The organism is Pseudomonas extremaustralis (genome assembly GCF_900102035.1).
Taxonomy (GTDB): Bacteria; Pseudomonadota; Gammaproteobacteria; order Pseudomonadales; family Pseudomonadaceae; genus Aquipseudomonas; species Aquipseudomonas extremaustralis.
This window is the reverse complement of record NZ_LT629689.1, coordinates 6,561,767-6,579,364: the sequence shown is the minus strand read 5'-3', so window position 1 is coordinate 6,579,364 and position 17,598 is coordinate 6,561,767. Positions and strand designations below refer to the sequence as shown.

Annotated in this window: 19 protein-coding genes; 12 read left to right on the top strand and 7 right to left on the bottom strand. The window is 61.6% G+C overall.

Annotated features, from left to right (window positions below; all coding sequences use genetic code 11):
• Positions 1-474: 474 nt before the first annotated feature.
• The gene (locus BLR63_RS30495) at positions 475-1,497 is read left to right on the top strand and encodes a transporter (protein ID WP_010567052.1); all 1,023 of its coding nucleotides are present in this window, start codon (positions 475-477) and stop codon (positions 1,495-1,497) included.
• 249 nt (positions 1,498-1,746) lie between these two features.
• Complete coding sequence (locus BLR63_RS30490) at positions 1,747-3,363, top strand: inorganic phosphate transporter (protein ID WP_010567053.1); 1,617 nt, start codon at positions 1,747-1,749, stop codon at positions 3,361-3,363.
• A gap of 118 nt (positions 3,364-3,481) precedes the next feature.
• On the opposite strand, the gene BLR63_RS30485 is transcribed toward BLR63_RS30490, so the two are convergent.
• On the bottom strand, positions 3,482-4,378 hold the full coding sequence (locus BLR63_RS30485) for a LysR family transcriptional regulator (RefSeq protein WP_010567054.1): 897 nt from the start codon (positions 4,376-4,378) through the stop codon (positions 3,482-3,484).
• A 104-nt stretch (positions 4,379-4,482) separates the two neighbouring features.
• Here BLR63_RS30485 and BLR63_RS30480 point away from each other — a divergent pair, with 104 nt between their 5' ends.
• Positions 4,483-5,241 (top strand): SDR family NAD(P)-dependent oxidoreductase, encoded by a 759-nt coding sequence (locus BLR63_RS30480; RefSeq protein ID WP_010567055.1) that lies wholly within the window; start codon positions 4,483-4,485, stop codon positions 5,239-5,241.
• Here the strand turns inward: BLR63_RS30480 and BLR63_RS30475 are convergent.
• Positions 5,140-5,652, bottom strand: coding sequence for a multidrug/biocide efflux PACE transporter (locus BLR63_RS30475; RefSeq protein WP_010567056.1), 513 nt, complete (start codon positions 5,650-5,652; stop codon positions 5,140-5,142). The genes BLR63_RS30480 and BLR63_RS30475 overlap by 102 nt on opposite strands.
• A gap of 88 nt (positions 5,653-5,740) precedes the next feature.
• Between BLR63_RS30475 and BLR63_RS30470 the strand changes: the two genes are divergently transcribed.
• On the top strand, positions 5,741-6,595 hold the full coding sequence (locus tag BLR63_RS30470; RefSeq protein ID WP_010567057.1) for a LysR family transcriptional regulator: 855 nt from the start codon (positions 5,741-5,743) through the stop codon (positions 6,593-6,595).
• A 207-nt stretch (positions 6,596-6,802) separates the two neighbouring features.
• On the opposite strand, the gene BLR63_RS30465 is transcribed toward BLR63_RS30470, so the two are convergent.
• Positions 6,803-7,285 carry an SRPBCC family protein gene (locus BLR63_RS30465; protein ID WP_010567058.1) on the bottom strand — a complete coding sequence of 161 codons (483 nt, stop codon included), beginning with the start codon at positions 7,283-7,285 and terminating at the stop codon, positions 6,803-6,805.
• A gap of 106 nt (positions 7,286-7,391) precedes the next feature.
• On the opposite strand from BLR63_RS30465, the gene BLR63_RS30460 reads away from it, so the two are divergent.
• Positions 7,392-7,883 (top strand): GNAT family N-acetyltransferase, encoded by a 492-nt coding sequence (locus tag BLR63_RS30460; RefSeq protein WP_010567059.1) that lies wholly within the window; start codon positions 7,392-7,394, stop codon positions 7,881-7,883.
• A gap of 232 nt (positions 7,884-8,115) precedes the next feature.
• On the opposite strand, the gene BLR63_RS30455 is transcribed toward BLR63_RS30460, so the two are convergent.
• Positions 8,116-8,595 (bottom strand): GyrI-like domain-containing protein, encoded by a 480-nt coding sequence (locus BLR63_RS30455; protein WP_010567060.1) that lies wholly within the window; start codon positions 8,593-8,595, stop codon positions 8,116-8,118.
• A gap of 196 nt (positions 8,596-8,791) precedes the next feature.
• Here BLR63_RS30455 and alaC point away from each other — a divergent pair, with 196 nt between their 5' ends.
• On the top strand, positions 8,792-10,003 hold the full coding sequence (alaC, locus tag BLR63_RS30450; RefSeq protein WP_010567061.1) for an alanine transaminase: 1,212 nt from the start codon (positions 8,792-8,794) through the stop codon (positions 10,001-10,003).
• Between the two features lie 63 nt (positions 10,004-10,066).
• On the opposite strand, the gene BLR63_RS30445 is transcribed toward alaC, so the two are convergent.
• Together BLR63_RS30445 and BLR63_RS30440 are read right to left on the bottom strand one after the other, a co-directional pair.
• Positions 10,067-11,419 carry a GntP family permease gene (locus BLR63_RS30445; RefSeq protein WP_010567062.1) on the bottom strand — a complete coding sequence of 451 codons (1,353 nt, stop codon included), beginning with the start codon at positions 11,417-11,419 and terminating at the stop codon, positions 10,067-10,069.
• 84 nt (positions 11,420-11,503) lie between these two features.
• Positions 11,504-12,037, bottom strand: coding sequence for a gluconokinase (locus tag BLR63_RS30440; protein WP_010567063.1), 534 nt, complete (start codon positions 12,035-12,037; stop codon positions 11,504-11,506).
• A gap of 213 nt (positions 12,038-12,250) precedes the next feature.
• Between BLR63_RS30440 and gntR the strand changes: the two genes are divergently transcribed.
• The 6 genes from gntR to BLR63_RS30410 all read left to right on the top strand — a co-directional run bounded on the left by gntR (position 12,251) and on the right by BLR63_RS30410 (position 16,988).
• A complete protein-coding gene (gntR, locus tag BLR63_RS30435) occupies positions 12,251-13,282 on the top strand; it encodes an HTH-type transcriptional regulator GntR (RefSeq protein WP_162097540.1) in 1,032 nt (343 codons plus the stop codon).
• Between the two features lie 317 nt (positions 13,283-13,599).
• On the top strand, positions 13,600-13,839 hold the full coding sequence (locus BLR63_RS30430; RefSeq protein ID WP_010567065.1) for a DUF6124 family protein: 240 nt from the start codon (positions 13,600-13,602) through the stop codon (positions 13,837-13,839).
• Positions 13,840-14,030: 191 nt separating this feature from the next.
• Positions 14,031-14,663 (top strand): glutathione S-transferase family protein, encoded by a 633-nt coding sequence (locus BLR63_RS30425; RefSeq protein ID WP_010567066.1) that lies wholly within the window; start codon positions 14,031-14,033, stop codon positions 14,661-14,663.
• Between the two features lie 201 nt (positions 14,664-14,864).
• Positions 14,865-15,362: a hypothetical protein gene (locus tag BLR63_RS30420; RefSeq protein ID WP_010567067.1), complete on the top strand. Its 498-nt coding sequence runs from the start codon at positions 14,865-14,867 to the stop codon at positions 15,360-15,362.
• A 309-nt stretch (positions 15,363-15,671) separates the two neighbouring features.
• A complete protein-coding gene (locus BLR63_RS30415; RefSeq protein WP_010567068.1) occupies positions 15,672-16,103 on the top strand; it encodes a GNAT family N-acetyltransferase in 432 nt (143 codons plus the stop codon).
• A gap of 66 nt (positions 16,104-16,169) precedes the next feature.
• Entirely contained in the window at positions 16,170-16,988 is an 819-nt protein-coding gene (locus tag BLR63_RS30410) for a class I SAM-dependent methyltransferase (RefSeq protein WP_010567069.1), read from the top strand.
• Positions 16,989-17,058: 70 nt separating this feature from the next.
• Here the strand turns inward: BLR63_RS30410 and def are convergent, their stop codons facing one another.
• Complete coding sequence (gene def, locus BLR63_RS30405) at positions 17,059-17,598, bottom strand: peptide deformylase (RefSeq protein ID WP_010567070.1); 540 nt, start codon at positions 17,596-17,598, stop codon at positions 17,059-17,061.

Genomic DNA, 17,598 nt, shown 5'->3' with positions numbered 1-17,598 from the left:
ACGTTTTTCCATTCCTGCACTTGCACCTTGAATTGCAGGTTGGCTTCATCGATCAACTGCGAGGTCAGCAACGGCCCCTCCAGCAGACTGCGGTAACTCTGCACTCCATTGGAGAGGAAGTTGAAACAGGCCAGGGCGATCAGCAGCATGGCCAGCAGGCTGCCACCAAGCAGGGACAAGATTTGTGCCCGCAGGGACGTTCGCAAAAAATTCATCGGAAAAGCCTCGAAACAGGGGGAAAGGTGCTCGCAAGCAACAACCTCCCTGTCTTCTCAAAACGCGGCTCATCCACCGCAGTGCTTACGCCTTGAATCGGCCGTGCCAGACGCTTCTTGAGCGGATTCGGATCAGAGGTCAATAAAATGTCATGTCGTCGAAACAAATCGAAAATTGTCACAAAACTGTCAAATCTACTTGCAATGATCGCCCTCGCGCCTGTGAAACGTCCTACAGGCCCTTTCTGCGCGAGCCGCCATGAACCACAGCATCGATCAACGCCACCAGGATTCCGATCTCTTCGGTTTGCTTTACGGTTTTCGCTTTCGCCCCGGTGAAAAGGGTGAGCAGATCGACTCGGCCACCGCCCTGCAAGCCTTGCAGCAACCGGCCGACCCGGAAGAATTCCTGTGGCTGCACCTGAACCTGGCCCATGCCGCCTGCGAGCGCTGGATGCAGGCGCATCTGGACTTGCCCGAGGAATTCTTCGAAGCCCTCCACGAAGGCTCACGCTCGACCCGCATCGAACACGTCGACTCGGCCTTGCTGGCGGTGGTCAACGACGTGGTGTTCAACTTCAGCAGCATGGTGTCGTCGGACATTTCCACGCTATGGGTGTGCGCGCGCAGCCGGCTGTTGATCAGCGCACGCCTGCAGCCGCTGCATTCGGTGGATAAATTGCGCTCGTCGGTGAAGGCCGGCGAACACTTTCGCTCGCCGCTGGAACTGCTGGTGCACCTGCTGCGCGACCAGGGTGAAGTGCTGACCCAGATCGTGCGCAAGACCAGCATCAGCGTCGACCACATCGAAGACCAGTTGCTGTCGTCGCGCCTGTCCACCAACCGTGCCGAGCTGGGTGCCGCGCGCCGGGTGCTGGTGCGCCTGCAACGCCTGCTGGCGCTGGAGCCCGGCTCGCTGCTGCGCCTGCTCAACCGCCCGCCGCAGTGGCTGCAAAAGGAAGACGTGAAGGAGTTGCGCAAATCCACCGAGGAGTTCGCGCTGATCATCAACGACCTGACGGCCCTGGGCGAGCGGATCAAACTGTTGCAGGAAGAGATCGCCGCCAACCTCAACGAACAGAGCAACCGCACGCTGTTCACCCTCACCGTGGTCACGGTGCTGGCGCTGCCGATCAACATCATCGCCGGTTTCTTCGGCATGAACGTGGGCGGCGTGCCACTTTCCCAGGACCCCGAAGGCTTCTGGATTCTGGTAGCGCTGGTGGCGACCTTCACCTTGATTGCCGGACGCTGGGCCTTCAGAAAGCGCAAAGACTACTGAAATAAACCCCGCCCCCCTGTAGGAGCGAGCTTGCTCGCGAAAAACCTCAAGACACCGCGTTTATCCAGGAAACCCGCGTTATCGTTGACGGCCTTCGCGAGCAAGCTCGCTCCTACAGATTTTTGTGGGTTTTTGAGTTTTTGTGGATCGGCGGCACGTCCAATCGAATAAACACTGACCTATCGCAGCATCTCTGTAACACTCTGCAACGATCATTCAGAGCATCCTCCCGACATTGGATGTTCTTGCATGGCCACCCCCTCACTGACTGCCTCCCCGCATACGTCTTCGGCTGACACCCAACCCCGGCTCGACAAGAAACCCGGCCTGCTGACGGTGATCATTTTCTTTGCCGTGCTCGCCATGGGCCTGTTGTTCACCGCCTACAGCCTGATGCACGACATGCACGAATTGGGCACGGTGGTCACCACTTGGACGCCGTTCCTGCTGTTGGGGGTGGCACTGTTGATCGCCCTGGGTTTCGAATTCGTCAATGGCTTTCACGACACCGCCAACGCCGTGGCGACGGTGATCTACACCAACTCGTTGCCGCCGCAATTTGCGGTGGTGTGGTCGGGCTTTTTCAATTTCCTCGGGGTGCTGCTGTCCAGTGGTGCGGTGGCGTTCGGCATCATCGCCCTGCTGCCGGTAGAGCTGATTCTGCAGGTCGGTTCCTCGGCCGGTTTCGCCATGATCTTCGCCCTGTTGATCGCCGCGATCCTGTGGAACCTCGGCACCTGGTGGCTGGGGTTGCCGGCGTCTTCGTCCCACACCCTGATCGGCTCGATCATCGGCGTCGGCGTGGCCAATGCCTTGATGCACGGGCGTGACGGCACCAGCGGTGTGGATTGGAGCCAGGCGATCAAAATCGGTTATGCGCTGCTGCTGTCGCCGCTGATCGGCTTCCTGTTTGCCGCCCTGGCACTGCTGGCCCTGCGCGCCTTCGTGAAAAACCGTGCGCTGTACAAAGCGCCCAAAGGCAACACCCCACCGCCGTGGTGGATTCGCGGCATGCTGATCCTCACCTGCACCGGTGTGTCGTTCGCCCACGGCTCCAACGATGGGCAAAAAGGCATGGGCCTGATAATGCTGATCCTGGTGGGCACCTTGCCGATGGCCTATGCGCTGAACCGCGCCATGCCCGCCGAGCAGTCGCTGCAGTTCGCCGCCGTCGCCGAAGTGACCCAGGTGGCCCTGATGAAAAGCGTGCCCCAGGCGCTGCCAGGGGACCCACGTCCGATCCTCTCCACGTACGTGCGCACCAAGGACGCCACGCCGGAACTGATCCCGGCCCTCGCCGCCCTCGCCGGCCAGATCGGTGAACAGGTCAAAGGCTACGGTTCCCTGGCCAAAGTCCCCGCCGAATCGGTCGGCAACGTGCGCAACGACATGTACCTGACCAGCGAAACCATTCGCCTGATGGACAAGGGCCAGGTCGGTCATTTCGACGCCGACACCCAAGGCAAGCTGCAACTGTTCAAGCAACAGATCGACAATTCCACGCGCTTCATCCCGCTGTGGGTGAAGATCGCCGTAGCCATCGCCCTGGGGTTGGGGACCATGGTTGGCTGGAAACGCATCGTGGTGACCGTGGGCGAGAAAATCGGCAAGACCCACCTGACCTACGCCCAAGGCGCCTCGGCCGAGACGGTGGCGATGCTGACCATCGGCGCGGCAGACATGTTCGGCCTGCCGGTGTCGACCACCCATGTGTTGTCGTCCGGTGTGGCCGGGACCATGGTGGCCAACGGCGGTGGACTGCAGATGAAGACCATCCGCAATTTGCTGATGGCCTGGGTATTGACGTTGCCAGCGGCGATCCTGCTGTCCGGCAGCCTCTACTGGCTGTTCACCCAACTCTTCTGACACATGCCCCTGTAGGAGTGAGCTTGCTCGCGAAAAACGTCAAGACACCGCGTTTATCCAGGAAACCCGTGGTAGCGTTGACGGCCGTCGCGAACAAGCTCGCTCCAGGGGTCAGGCGCTAGAGCCGGGACTGCAACGTGGCCGCCAGCCAATCCATGAACACCCGCACCCGCAGCGGCAAATGGCGCTGGCCGGCGTAGAGCAAAGACACGTCCAACGGCGGCGCCGGGTAGTCTGGCAAGATCGCCACCAACTCGCCCCTGGCCAGCTCATCCCGCATCCCCAAGGCCGGCACCTGGATAATCCCGAAACCGCCCACGCACGCCGATTTGTACGCATCGGTGCTGTTGACCGTGACGCGGCCGGCCATGGGAATGCGCTGGACCTTGTTGCCCTGCAGGTATTCGAATCCCGCCGAGCGTGAGCCCAACGGTCGCACGTAATGCACCAAGTGATGATCGGCCAGATCCGCCAAAGTGCGCGGCACGCCATAACGTTGCAGGTAGCCCGCGCTCACGCAGTTGATCATCGGCATGCTGCACAGCACCCGCGCGACCACCGACTGGTCCGGCTGCGCCCCCACACGCAGCACGCAATCGAAGCCTTCGGCGAGCAGATCGACCTGGCGGTCGGTGGCGCTGATTTCCAGTTCGATCAACGGGTGCGCGTCCATGAACGACGGCAGGCTCGGCAGGATCAAATCCCGCGCAATCATGTTGGGCAAATCCACGCGGATGCGTCCGGTCAGCTGGGCTTCGTCCTGGCGAAACAACCCTTCCAGCTCCTCCATGTGCGCCAGCAGATCCTTGCTACGCTCATACAGCACGCGGCCATCCTGGGTCGCCTGCACCTTGCGCGTGGTGCGCTGCAGCAAGCGCGTGCCGAGCAGTTCCTCCAGCGCCTGTACATGCTCGGACACGGTGGAGCGCGGCAGGCCCAGGCTCTCGCCAGCGCCGGTGAAACTCGACAATTCGGTGACACGCACAAAGGTGCGCAGCAGCTCCAGTTTGTTCATGGGATTATTCGCTCTATCCGACCAGTGATTCCGACATGGCGCTGTTTATCACGTTATGGCCGGACAAATACACTCCTTCCACGATCACATCAGAGGACTGCACCATGACCCGCAAAATCGCACTGATCACCGGCGCCAGCCGTGGCTTGGGTAGAAGCGCAGCGCTGCACCTGGCGGCACAAGGCGTGGATATCATCGGCACTTACCACAGCCAGGCGGATGAAGCGCAGGCCGTGCTCGAGCAGATCGAGCAATGGGGTGGCCGCGCGGCCATGCTGAAGCTGGATGTGAGCCAGAGCGCCAGCTTCGACGCGTTCGTCGAAGAAGTCGGTGGCGCGCTCAAGCGTGTTTTCGCACGGGATGACTTCGACTTTCTGATCAACAACGCCGGCATCGGTATCCACGCCAGCTTTGCCGAAACCAGCGAAGCGCAGTTCGACCAACTGGTGGCCATTCAATTCAAAGGCCCGTTTTTCCTGACCCAGAAACTCCTGCCGCTGATCCGTGACGGTGGCCGCATCCTCAATATCTCCAGTGGCCTCGCCCGATTCAGCCTGCCCGGCTACGCCGCCTATGCGGCGATGAAAGGCGCCATGGAAGTGCTGACCCGCTACCAGGCCAAAGAACTCGGCGCACGGGGCATCAGCGTCAATATCCTCGCACCGGGCGCCATCGAAACCGACTTCGGCGGCGGCGTTGTGCGCGACAACGCCAACCTCAACGCCATGGTCGCCAATAACACTGCCCTGGGCCGCGCCGGGTTACCCGACGATATCGGCGGGGCCATTACCAGCCTGCTGGCGGACGGCAGCCACTGGATCACCGGCCAGCGCATCGAGGCATCGGGCGGCATGTTTCTGTAGGAACCTGGCGCGCAGCACGTCATAGCCCCAGTGATACACATAGGTGTACGGCAGGAAAAACAGCAGTACACCTATGTCGAGGATAAACGCCTGCATCAAGCTGATATTCAGCCAGGCGGCAATCAGCGGCACACACACCACGACCAATCCCCCTTCGAACAGCAAGGCGTGTAACACGCGGGTCCAACCGTTGCCGGCCAGGCGCCAGCGCGCCTTGAGACGGTCGAACAGGCCATTGAAAATCACGTTCCACGCCAGCGCCAGCAGGCTCATCGCCAGGGTGACCAGGCCCATGTCCAGGGCCGGCTTGTCCATGATCCAGGCCAGCAAGGGCGTACAGATCAACAACGCCAGGACCTCAAAACCGATGGCCTGGCACACGCGTTCAGTAATCGACTTGGTAAGGTTCATGACCCGACTCCGTGAGTGGCGAGGGTTGCCATCATTGCCCCTTGAATCGATACTTCATAACCAATAACCATCGATCAAGGCGATAGACATGGCCTCCAACGAAGTGCTGCAAGCGTTTGTCCAGGCGGCGACCCAAGGCTCGTTTTCGGCGGCAGCGCGCAAGTTAGGCAAGAGCCAATCCACCGTCAGCGCAGCGGTGGCGAGCCTGGAGATTGACCTGGATGTGGTGCTGTTCGACCGCAGCAGCCGCAAGCCGACGCTCACGCCGGCGGGCCATGTGTTGTTGCAACGGGCCGAGCAAGTGCTGGAGGCCAACAGTCGCCTGGCGTTGGCGGCGAACCAACTGGCCCAGGGGCTGGAGCCGAAAGTCACGATTGCCATGTCCGACACCTACCAGTCGGAGCGTTTCGAACTGGCCCTCAAGGCCTTCGAACAACGCTACCCGGACCTGGAGCTGGAATGGCTGATTGCCGAGTGCGAAGACCTGATCGCCCTGGTGCAAAGCGGCCGCGCGCAGATGGCCTTTGTCGAAGCCCAGGAGGTATACCCCCCGGACCTGACCCGCGCGCCCGTGGCCGAGCGCACGGAAATCGCCCTGTTCGTCGCCCCCGCTCATCCCCTGGCGAGCCTGGCGCCCCTCGACCCACATGCCTTGCAGCAGCACCGTGAACTGCGCCTGGCGAGCATCATCAACCCCAACGAGACGCGCCCCACGGGCCGCGTGTGGTCGGCGCCGAGCTTCCTGATGCTGATGGAAATGGCCCAACTCGGTTTCGGTTGGGCCGCGCTGCCGCGCTGGCTGGTGGAACGCTTTGGCAACGCCGGACTGGTGGAACTCAACATGCGCGGCTGGCCACGTTCGGTGGCAGTGGATGCGCTGTGGTCGCGCCAGCACCCGCCGGGGCCGGCGGGCAGCTGGATGTTGGGGCTGATGGTCGACTGACCACCCCTTACCCCCTTCGCGAAAACCCCGAGGCCGCCGCGTTAATCCTGGCTTGCCGCGTCATCGTTAACGACCCTCGCAGGCAAGCTCCTACGGCAACGGCGCCATCTTCTGTAGGAGCGAGCTTGCTCGCGAAAAACCCCAAGACACCGCGTTTATCCAGGAAAGCCGCATTATCGTTGACGGCCTTCGCGAGCAAGCTTGCTCCTACAGGGGGCGCATGCCTTGGGTCACCAGCGCCTCCAGCCGATCCAGGCTCTGGCCCCAGCCCTGGTGAAAGCCCATGGCTTCGTGGGCCAGTTTGTCTTCCAGGCTCCAGTGCATGGCGCGGGCGGTGTAGAGGGTCTTGTCGCCCTCGACTTCCTGCAGGGTCACTTCGGCGGTCATGAACGGCTTGCCCGAAGGTATCCAGCCCGGCATGAAGGCGTCGGTAAACACCAGGCGCCGGGGTGCGATGATGTCGAGGAACACGCCCTGGGTCGGGTATTCGGTGCCATCCGGCGCACGCATCAGCGTACGAAACAGGCCACCGACCCACAGGTTCATCTCGCATTCCGGGGTGGTCATGCCATGGGGGCCCCACCATTGTTGCAGCAGGGCCGGCTCGGTCCAGGCGCGGAACACCCGGCTGCGCGGTGCGTCGATCAAGCGGCTGATGGACAGTTCGAATTCAGCGGGTTGCATATTCATGGGGAAACCTCCCGAGTCGTGTGATTTCTGCTTTTTCGGACTACTGACTATAGTTCGCGGCAATCCGCTAGACTGCGCCCCTCCCTGCAGCCGTTCGGACACTCCGATGCAAACCCGCCTCGTCGCCTACGAGGCGCTCAATGCCGTGCAACGACAGCAAACCAGCGCCATCGAAGTCCATCCCGAACAGCTGCCGTTCTGCGGCGACATGTACTGCGCACTCAATACCCTGCTGGTCAACCCCAGCCCCGGCGTCAAAGGCTTTGCCCTGCTCGCCGACGAAATCCCCGTGGCCTTTCTCCTGCTCAAACGCCCGCCTTGCCTGCCCCATTGGGCCGATCAACACAGCGCGACGCTGCACGCGTTGCAAGTCGACCGGCACCAACAGGGCCGGGGTTTTGGCAAGGCGTGTCTACAGGCACTGCCCGCTGCGGCAATGCAGGCGTGGCCCGGGATCAAGGCGATCGAGCTGTCGGTGGACAGCGCCAATGTGGCGGCGATGGGGTTGTATCTGGGGCTTGGGTGGGTCGATGGCGGCGAAGCGTACAAGGCGCGGGTCGGCTATGAGCGCCGGTTGAGTTGGATGTTGGACGGATAAAACCATCATTCTCATCCCTCCTCCCCGGCTGTCTACTGTCAGAGTTCACAGCTATACGCGCGTCGCCGATTGCTTTGTACTGGAACGCCAAGGTTTGTGCTGAATCACTCGATTCGCGTTGGGTTAAACAGCAAAGCAGCGGTGTACTGAAAGTTGACCAGTCCTTCATCGGCCGCCTGCTCAGCCATTAACAGCCGCGACTGAGCTGCCAACGCAGCTCAGTCGTGTGCCATCAGGCCTTGACCACCGGCAACCAGACCTCAACCGTCCCCAGGCCCTTCTTGCCATCGAAATCGGCGCTGTAGCGTTCGAAATCCACCCCGGCCACCTTGTAGCCCGAATGCGGCAACCACTCGAACAGGATGCGTTCGTAGGTCTGCTCCAGCGCCTGCACCGGGCCGTAGTGCGGGAATACGGCGTAGCGATGCGCGGGGATTTCGACGTACTCGAAGTTGCTGGGCACATCGTCCTTGGAAGGGACTTCCACCCCGGCCATGTAATCGAATTCGCCGTGGCTGGGGTTATGGCAAACACCATAGGTCACCCCGCCGATGCGCGGTTTGATGTCCTTGATGCAGGTATCGAACAACTCCCATAGCCGTGGAATATCGCCGGCGGTGGCCTTGGCATAACGCCCTTGGACCCCTGCGATGACCAGAGGCTGGCCGTCTTCCATGCGTGGCTCTAACGGTTGTTTTGTCGGCTGATCCATACGAACAGTCTCCTTCTTATGAGGGAACAAACCCGCATCGAGTATAGGGGTATATCCGCACGGCGCTCCATGTAGAAAATTTTCCTACGTATCTGGACAACTGGCCATCATCGACCGTATTGTCTGCCCCGCAGGCCACCGCAGTGGCCGACGTCGCTCGGACGGTTCCGGGCGCTTACGTACTCTCGAGGCAACAATGGCCGACCAAGGTTTGCCGCGCCGCTTTGCGCGCATCGATCGACTCCCCCCCTATGTGTTCAATATCACTGCCGAGCTGAAGATGGCTGCGCGTCGGCGCGGCGAAGACATCATCGACTTGAGCATGGGCAACCCAGACGGCCCGACCCCACCGCATATCGTGGAAAAAATGGTCACCGTCGCCCAGCGTGAAGACACCCACGGTTACTCCACGTCCAAAGGCATTCCACGCCTGCGCCGCGCGATTTCGCGCTGGTACAAGGACCGCTATGAAGTGGACATCGACCCGGAAACCGAGGCCATCGTCACCATCGGTTCCAAGGAAGGCCTGGCGCACTTGATGCTGGCCACCCTGGACCAGGGCGACACCGTGCTGGTGCCCAACCCGAGCTACCCGATTCACATCTACGGTGCCGTGATTGCCGGCGCCCAGGTGCGTTCGGTGCCGCTGATTCCGGGCGTGGACTTTTTCGCCGAGCTGGAACGGGCGATTCGCGGCTCGATCCCCAAGCCGAAGATGATGATCCTCGGTTTCCCGTCCAACCCCACCGCACAGTGCGTGGAGCTGGATTTCTTCGAGCGCGTCATTGCGCTGGCCAAGCAGTACGACGTGCTGGTGGTGCACGACCTGGCCTACGCCGACATCGTCTACGACGGCTGGAAAGCCCCGTCGATCATGCAGGTACCGGGCGCCAAGGACATTGCGGTGGAGTTCTTCACCCTGTCCAAGAGCTACAACATGGCCGGCTGGCGCATTGGTTTCATGGTGGGTAACGCGGAACTGGTCAACGCCCTGGCACGGATCAAGAGCTACCACGACTATGGCACCTTCACCCCGCTGCAAGTCGCCGCGATTGCCGCACTGGAAGGCGACCAGCAGTGCGTGAAGGACATCGCCGAGCAGTACCGCCAGCGCCGCAATGTGCTGGTCAAGGGCCTGCATGAGTTGGGCTGGATGGTGGAGAATCCCAAGGCGTCGATGTACGTCTGGGCCAAGATTCCCGAGCAGTACGCCGCCATGGGTTCGCTGGAGTTTGCCAAGAAGCTGCTGCTGGAGGCCAAGGTGTGCGTGTCGCCGGGGATCGGCTTCGGTGAATATGGCGACGACCATGTGCGCTTTGCACTGATCGAGAACCAGGACCGGATTCGCCAGGCGGTGCGCGGGATTCGCGCAATGTTCCGCGCCGATGGCCTGGTCCAGAAAGCCTGAGCCTGACTCGGTCAGCATGTGGGAGGGGGCCTGCTCCCTCCCACATTTGTTTGGTGGCGTGGCTTACACCACCAGCGACAGCAGCATGATGAAGATCAGCGCCACCACCGACAGGATGGTCTCCATCGCCGTCCAGGTCTTGAACGTCTCGGCCACGGTCATGTTGAAATACTGCTTCACCAGCCAGAACCCCGCATCGTTGACGTGAGACAGAATCAACGAACCTGCCCCCGTCGCCAGCACCAGCAACTCACGATTGACCCCTGGAATCATGCCTACCACCGGCACCACGATGCCTGCACCGGTAATGGTCGCCACCGTCGCCGAACCGGTCGCCACCCGAATCACCGCAGCCACCAGCCACGCCAGCAGGATCGGGTTGATCTGCGCGTTCACCGCCATATGGCCGATCACGTCGCCCACGCCGCTGGTCACCAGCATCTGCTTGAAACCACCCCCGGCACCGATGATCAGGATGATCGCCGCCGTCGGCGCCAGGCTGGCGTCGAGCAGCTTTAGGATCTGTTTGGAGTGGATGCCCTGGCGATGGCCAAAGGTGTACAGCGACAGCAGCAACGCCAGCAGCAGGGCGCTGATCGGGTGACCGATCATGTCCATCCAGTTGCGCACCACATGACCGTCGGCCAGGGCGATGTCGGCGAAGGTTTTGAGCAGCATCAGGAACACCGGCAGCAGCACGGTGATCAGGGTGATGCTGAAGCTCGGCAGCGTCTTGTTTTCCGGCTCGCGGGCCAGTTGGTCGACCAGTTCCTGGGACGGGTTGCCCGGAATGTACTTGGCGATGAACGTACCAAAGATCGGACCGGCGATGATGGCCGTCGGCAGGGCGACGATCAGGCCGTAGAGAATGGTCTTGCCGATGTCCGCGCCAAACACGCCGATGGCCAGCAGCGGGCCTGGGTGTGGCGGCACCAGGCCGTGCACCGCCGACAGGCCGGCGAGCAGCGGGATGCCGATCTTGATCAGCGACACGCCGGTGCGGCGCGCGACGATGAACACCAGCGGGATCAGCAACACAAAGCCGATCTCGAAGAACAGCGGGATGCCCACCAGGAACGCGGCAAACATCATCGCCCACTGGACCTTTTCCTTGCCGAAGGCGCGGATCAGGGTCTGGGCGATCTGATCGGCCCCGCCGGATTCGGCCATCATTTTGCCAAGCATCGTCCCCAGCGCGAGGATGATGCCGACAAAGCCGAGCACCCCGCCGAAGCCGTCCTGGAACGCCTTGATGATCTTGTCCACGGGCATGCCCGAGGTCAGGCCGAGAAAGCCGGCCGCAATGATCAGGGCAATGAACGGGTGAACCTTGAACTTGGTGATCAAGAAGATCAGACCAATGATAGTGACCACTGCATCGAGCAGCAGGTAGGACTCGTGGGACATGCCAAACATGGGGGGTCTCTCCTGTTTGTTGTTGTTATTAAAGCGGGTATTCGATTGAGCGCCGGGGACAGCGCTATCTTTTCCGGCAACCCATTATCGGGTTGGTTCAAAACCGTGTTGCCGCCACCAGGCGTTGGTCTGTTTGGCCAACGCCTCGACACTGTCGTCACTGGCGTTGAGCGCCAGGGTCAGCGGCTCGCCGACGGGCGACTCAAGGGTGGCGAACTGGCTGTCGATCAGGCTGGCCGGCATGAAATGGCCGGGGCGATGGGACACGCGGTCGGCGGCCACTTCACGGGTCAGCTCCAGGAAGACAAAGCCCAGGCCCGGCGCGGCTTCGCGCAGGTGGTCGCGGTATTTCTTTTTCAGGGCCGAACAGGTGAGGACCGGGTGTTCGCCAGCCTTGAGCGCGCGGCGCAATTCATCGCACAGGATGTCGAGCCAACCGGCGCGGTCGTTGTCGTCGAGGGGGTGGCCGGCGCTCATCTTTTCGATGTTCGCGGCGGGATGAAAGCTGTCGCCTTCAATGGCAGTAGCACCGTTCAGGCGGCACAGGGCCTCGCTGACGCTGGTCTTGCCACAGCCGGCAACACCCATGATGACCAGGGCGGTAACAGGTTGAGTCATGAAACACCTCAGGACGCAGATAGCGCTACCTTTGCACGCTGTAAGGCTAGTGCAAAAACAGGCTTTTCCCGCGCCATCTTGTCTTTTTTTATGGAGTGACGCGTGCATCCGCTCCAAGCATTTGAACCGGATCAGGCAACCCAGTGTTCAAGTATTTGCAGCCGTTTGGAGACAGCGCTACCTTAGTGCCTCGATTTTTGTTTGGCAAGCCGCCTGATGACCTCCAAGAACGATAAAAATACCCGCACTACGGGTCGCCCGACCCTCAACGAAGTCGCGCGCCTGGCCGGCGTCAGCCCGATCACCGCCTCCCGGGCCCTGCGCGGCATCAGCACCGTGGCCACCGAACTGGTGGAAAAAGTGCAACAGGCCGCCGCCGAGCTGAACTACGTAGTCAACCCCGCCGCCCGCGCCCTGGCCTCGGCCCAGAGCCAGTCGGTGGTGGTGCTGGTGCCGTCACTGTCCAACCTGCTGTTTATCGAAACCCTCGAAGCCATCCACCAGGTGCTGCGCCCCAAGGGTTTCGAGGTGCTGATCGGCAACTCCCACTATTCGCGCGACGAAGAAGAAAACCTGCTGCGCAACTACATGGCCTATCAGCCACGGGGTTTGCTGCTGACCGGCTTCGACCGCACCGAAAGCGCGCGACGAATGGTCGAGGCCAGCAACGTGCCCTGCGTATACATGATGGATCTGGACCCTAACGCCGGCGTGAACTGCGTGGGGTTCTCGCAGTTGGCGGCGGGTGAAACGGCGGCGGCCCATCTACTGTCCCGCGGGCGCAAGCGCCTGGCCTACATCGGCGCGCAACTGGACCAACGCACCCTGCTGCGCGGCGAAGGGTTCCGCCGCGCGCTGCAACAGGCGGGCATGTACGATCCGACGCTGGAACTGCTGACACCGCGCCCTTCCTCGGTCGGCCTGGGGGGCGAGTTGTTCCTGCAACTGCTGGCGGCCCATCCGGACGTGGACGCGATCTTCTTCGGCAACGACGACCTGGCCCAGGGCGCGCTGCTCGAAGCCCTGCGCCATGGCATCAACGTGCCGGAGCGTGTCGCGGTGCTGGGCTTCAATGACCTGCCGGCGTCGTCCTTCATGGTGCCGCGCCTGAGCAGCATCCGCACGCCACGGGAGGCGATTGGCCGGCGCGCGGCGGAGCATTTATTGACCATCATGGCGGGTAACAAGATCGCCAAGCCGGTGGTGGATATGGGCTTTGAGCTACAGGTGCGGGAAAGCACGTAGGACGCTTGTAGGACGGGGCTGACATTGCAGTGAATGCCTTGCTCCGTTGCCTACGCTTACGTCAGAATCCGCCGGCTTGTGCGCCTGGGAGCCGATCTCTAAGGTTTGCCGGTCGCCGAATTTCTCGGTGATCGGGTTTAGTAGCCCGTGTCCGGATTTACTGAGTGCACACGCCTCGCCAACGCGTTTGATGGCGGCTGTGCGCAGGGCACCTTCGGGTGCGCCGGCTTTGTAAGTCCACCGGTCTACTAACCTGCGTACAGCTGCCACCCCCGTTTAGTAGCGAAGAGGCGGCGGCCTATTCCAGGACTTACGTAATGATCAAAGAAACCGAAAAACCGCCAACCACCCTCTTTACCGTCGTCCCCGACACCCCTACCGAAACCCTGCTGATCAACAGCTACGAAACCGTGTGTTCCGTCAGCACCCTGCTGCTCGACTTGTCCGAAGACCTCACCGGCAAACACCGCGATATCGCCTTGGCCATTCATCAGTTGAGCGAACTGAGCGTCCTGCTGGTGGGCAAAGCCATGGACCAGCACACACCCCGCTGCTGATGAAACGCTACTTGTAGGAGCGAGCTCACTCGCGAAGATCGTTAACGATAACGCGGGTCATCTGGATCATCGCGGCGCTCTCGGGTGCTTCGCGAGCAAGCTCGCTCCTACAGAGGGCGTGGTCCACAATTCGTTTCATCGTGTTGCTGGCACCTGCTAGATTGATGGTTCTCCACTGCCAGGAAAGCACCATGGGACACTCACTGAAAATCTTGGGCCGCGCTTCCTCCATCAACGTGCGAAAAGTGCTCTGGACCTGCCAGGAACTGGGCATCGACTACGTGCGTGAAGACTGGGGCATCGGCTTTAAACCAACCCAATCCGCCGAATTCCTTGCCCTCAACCCCAACGCCCAGATACCGGTGCTGATCGACGACCATGGTGTGCTGTGGGAGTCCAACACCATCTGTCGCTACCTGGTGAACCTTTACCAACGCCACGACCTGCTCCCCATCGAACCCGCACCACGGGCCCGGGTCGAGCAGTGGATGGACTGGCAAGCCACCGAACTCAACCCGTCCTGGAGCTATGCCTTCCAGGCTCTGGTACGCAACAGCCCCGACCACCAGGAGCCGCAACGCATCACCGCCGGTGTGCGCGCCTGGAACGAGAAGATGGGCCTGCTGGAACAACAACTGGCGAAAACCGGCGCCTTTGTGGCCGGCGATGAATTCACCCTCGCCGATATCCTGATCGGCCTCTCGGTACACCGCTGGCAAATGACCCCGATGGCACGACCGCCCTACCCCGCGATTGCGGCGTACTACCAACGCCTGAGCCAGCACGCCGGCTTCCAGGCCTTCGCCCTCGACGGTCACGACTGATCCAGCGTGTGCCGGGACCGCCTGTCGGAATCACCCCGCAGGCGGATGTCGGAAAACATCGCCCGTTGGCGGCAACCGTTGGCCGCCGGCGGGACAATCCTTGCCGCAAAGGCCGTACGCGCCCCCATAAACCGGGGCCATCGCGCCCGGCACGCTATTTGCTCCGGCTATGGCACCGTACATTTCCCCAGGTGACCGATCATGCTGGTTAACAACAACCCCCAAGCTGTGTCGACCATTGAGAAGCTCAAGCGGACCGACATGGACCCCGCCAATGCCGCCGCCAGCACGCTGTACAGCGGCGCCGTGCAAGCAGCGCAACAAACCGTGACCGTGCCGGTCGTGCAAAAGAACCTGGACGCCGCCACCGACCGCATCGACGAAGCGTTCGCCAAGACCCGCGTGCAATTGCAGACCTCGGCGTCGACCAGCGATGTGTCGTCGACCAGCGCCACCTCCGGCGCGCGTTCGGAGTTCACCGACTACATGAGCAAAACCCCGGCCGAGCGCATCCGTGAGCAATTGCTCAAGGAACAGGGTTTGACCGAGGCGGATGTGCAGAACATGTCCCAGGAGAAGCAGGACGCGATTACCAAGCAAGTGGCCGATCGTTTGAAGCAGCAACAAGAGCAGCAGGTCGCCGCCAAGACGGCTGACCCACAGGCCCAGACCGTGAAAGAAACCCTGGCCGCCCTCTAAAGCGGCCCCTCTATAGGAGCGAGCTTGCTCGCTCCTACTGGGCGGGCGGTGTCACTGGCGGGTAGAGCATTGAGTTTTGACGCGTTGACTCAGTGCCCGAACAAACCTGTCTCGGATTTCTTGGCTTTCTTGTCCGCGCGTTTTTCATCGGCGGTCTTTGCCGGTTTCTTCTTCGCGGCTTTCTTTGAATCCATACCTTTGGCCATGATGCATGCTCCACTTACAGGGGATGTAACACTGGGTATACCACCTATTGCCGCGTAGAAGGCGCTTATAATCCCCGCCCCTCGATTCTGTTGCCCAAACACCATGCCCGAATTGCACATCGAACCGCTGGCAGAGCCGCTATGGCCGCTGCTGAACAAGTTTTATCGCCGCCATGATTCGTCGATGAAAGCGCTCAAGGGCGGGCGTTTGTGGGTGGCGCGCGATGGCGAGATTGTAGCGGGGCTGTGCCTGACCCCCGTGGTGGGCGGGCAATGGTTGACCGGCGTGTTCGTCGACCCGGCCTACCGCGGCCAGGGCCTGGCGGCGCGGGTGATCGGTGCGGCGGTGGCCGGTGTGGAGGGTACGGTGTGGTTGTTGTGCCATCCGGACCTGGAAGGGCTGTATCGGCGCATGGGATTCACTCAGGACACGCTGCTGCCGCAATCCCTCAGCGAACGCCTGGTGCGCTACAAGCGCAACAAGCCGATGATCGCGATGGGGCTTATAACCAAGGGTAAGGTCGACCTCGGATAAAGTGTGATCGGCCGGGACCAGGCCCATGCTAGCCTCGACGGCACAGTGGCCCCCTACAGGATGATCATGAAAACGACGCTTGCAGCTCTGTCTCTCACCGCCCTCCTCGTTCCCACCTTCAGCCAGGCCGCCGACGCACCGATCAGCGCCCAGCAATACGCCAGCGTGCTCGCCGGCAGTTGGCGCGACCCGGCCAACAGCGCGCGTGACAGCTATCGTCATCCGCAGCAGACCTTGGAATTCTTTGGCCTCGGCGCCCGGCAACGCGTGATCGAGATCACCCCCGGTGGCGGCTGGTACAGCGAACTGCTGGCGCCGCTGCTCAAGGATCACGGGCACTACATTGCCGCCGTGCAGGCAGCGAGCAGCAGCGCCTACGCCCGCAGCGCCGAAGAAAACCTGAAGAAGAAATTCGCCGCCGACCCGGCGCGCTATGCCAAGGCGCAAGTGCTCGAGTTCGATCCCAAGGCGCCCGTCTTCGGAAAACCCGCGTCGGCCGACGCCGTGCTGACCTTCCGCAATGTGCATAACTGGGTAGCGGCCGACACCGCAGACGCCACGTTCCGCGCGTTTTACACAGTGCTCAAACCGGGCGGTGTACTGGGTGTGGAAGATCACCGGGCCAAGGACGGTGCCGACCTGGAAGCGATCAAGGACAGCGGATACCTGACCACCGCCCAGGTGGTGAAACTGGCGACCGATGCCGGATTCAAGCTCGCGGCGCAGAGTGAGGTCAATGCCAATCCAAAAGACACCAAGGATTACCCCGCCGGCGTCTGGACCCTGCCGCCAACGTTGAAATTGGGCGAGCAGGACAAGGCGAAGTATGTGGCGATCGGCGAGTCGGACCGGATGACCTTACGGTTCGTCAAACCCAGCAAATAACCCAAGCCCTGTAGGCGCCGGCTTGTCGGCGATGGCGGTGGTCGCGTCACGGCCATCGCGCAGGGTCGGGTTATTCGTCGACGGTGGGGTCCATGTCGGGGAACATCACTTCGATAAACCCGAACTTGCTGAAGTCGGTAATCCGCGACGGATACAGCCGGCCGATCAAGTGATCGCACTCATGCTGCACCACCCGCGCATGGAAGCCGTCGGCAAAACGCACGATCGGCTCGCCCTTCGGATCAAACCCTTCGTAGCGGATCTGCTGGTAACGGTTCACCGCGCCCCGCAGGCCAGGCACGGAGAGGCATCCCTCGAAGCCCTCTTCCATGATGGGGCTCAACGGTGTGATCAACGGGTTGATCAGGATGGTCTGCGGCACGGGCTCTGCGTCCGGGTAGCGCTCGCTGGCTTCAAAACCAAAGATTACCAATTGCAGATCGACGCCAATCTGCGGCGCGGCCAGGCCGACGCCGCCGACGTGCTCCATGGTCTGGAACATGTCATCGATCAATTGCCACAGCTCTGGGCTGTCGAACATTTCCGGCGGAACCGGCGGTGCGATACGCAACAGGCGCTCGTCACCCATTTTCAGGATTTCACGGATCAT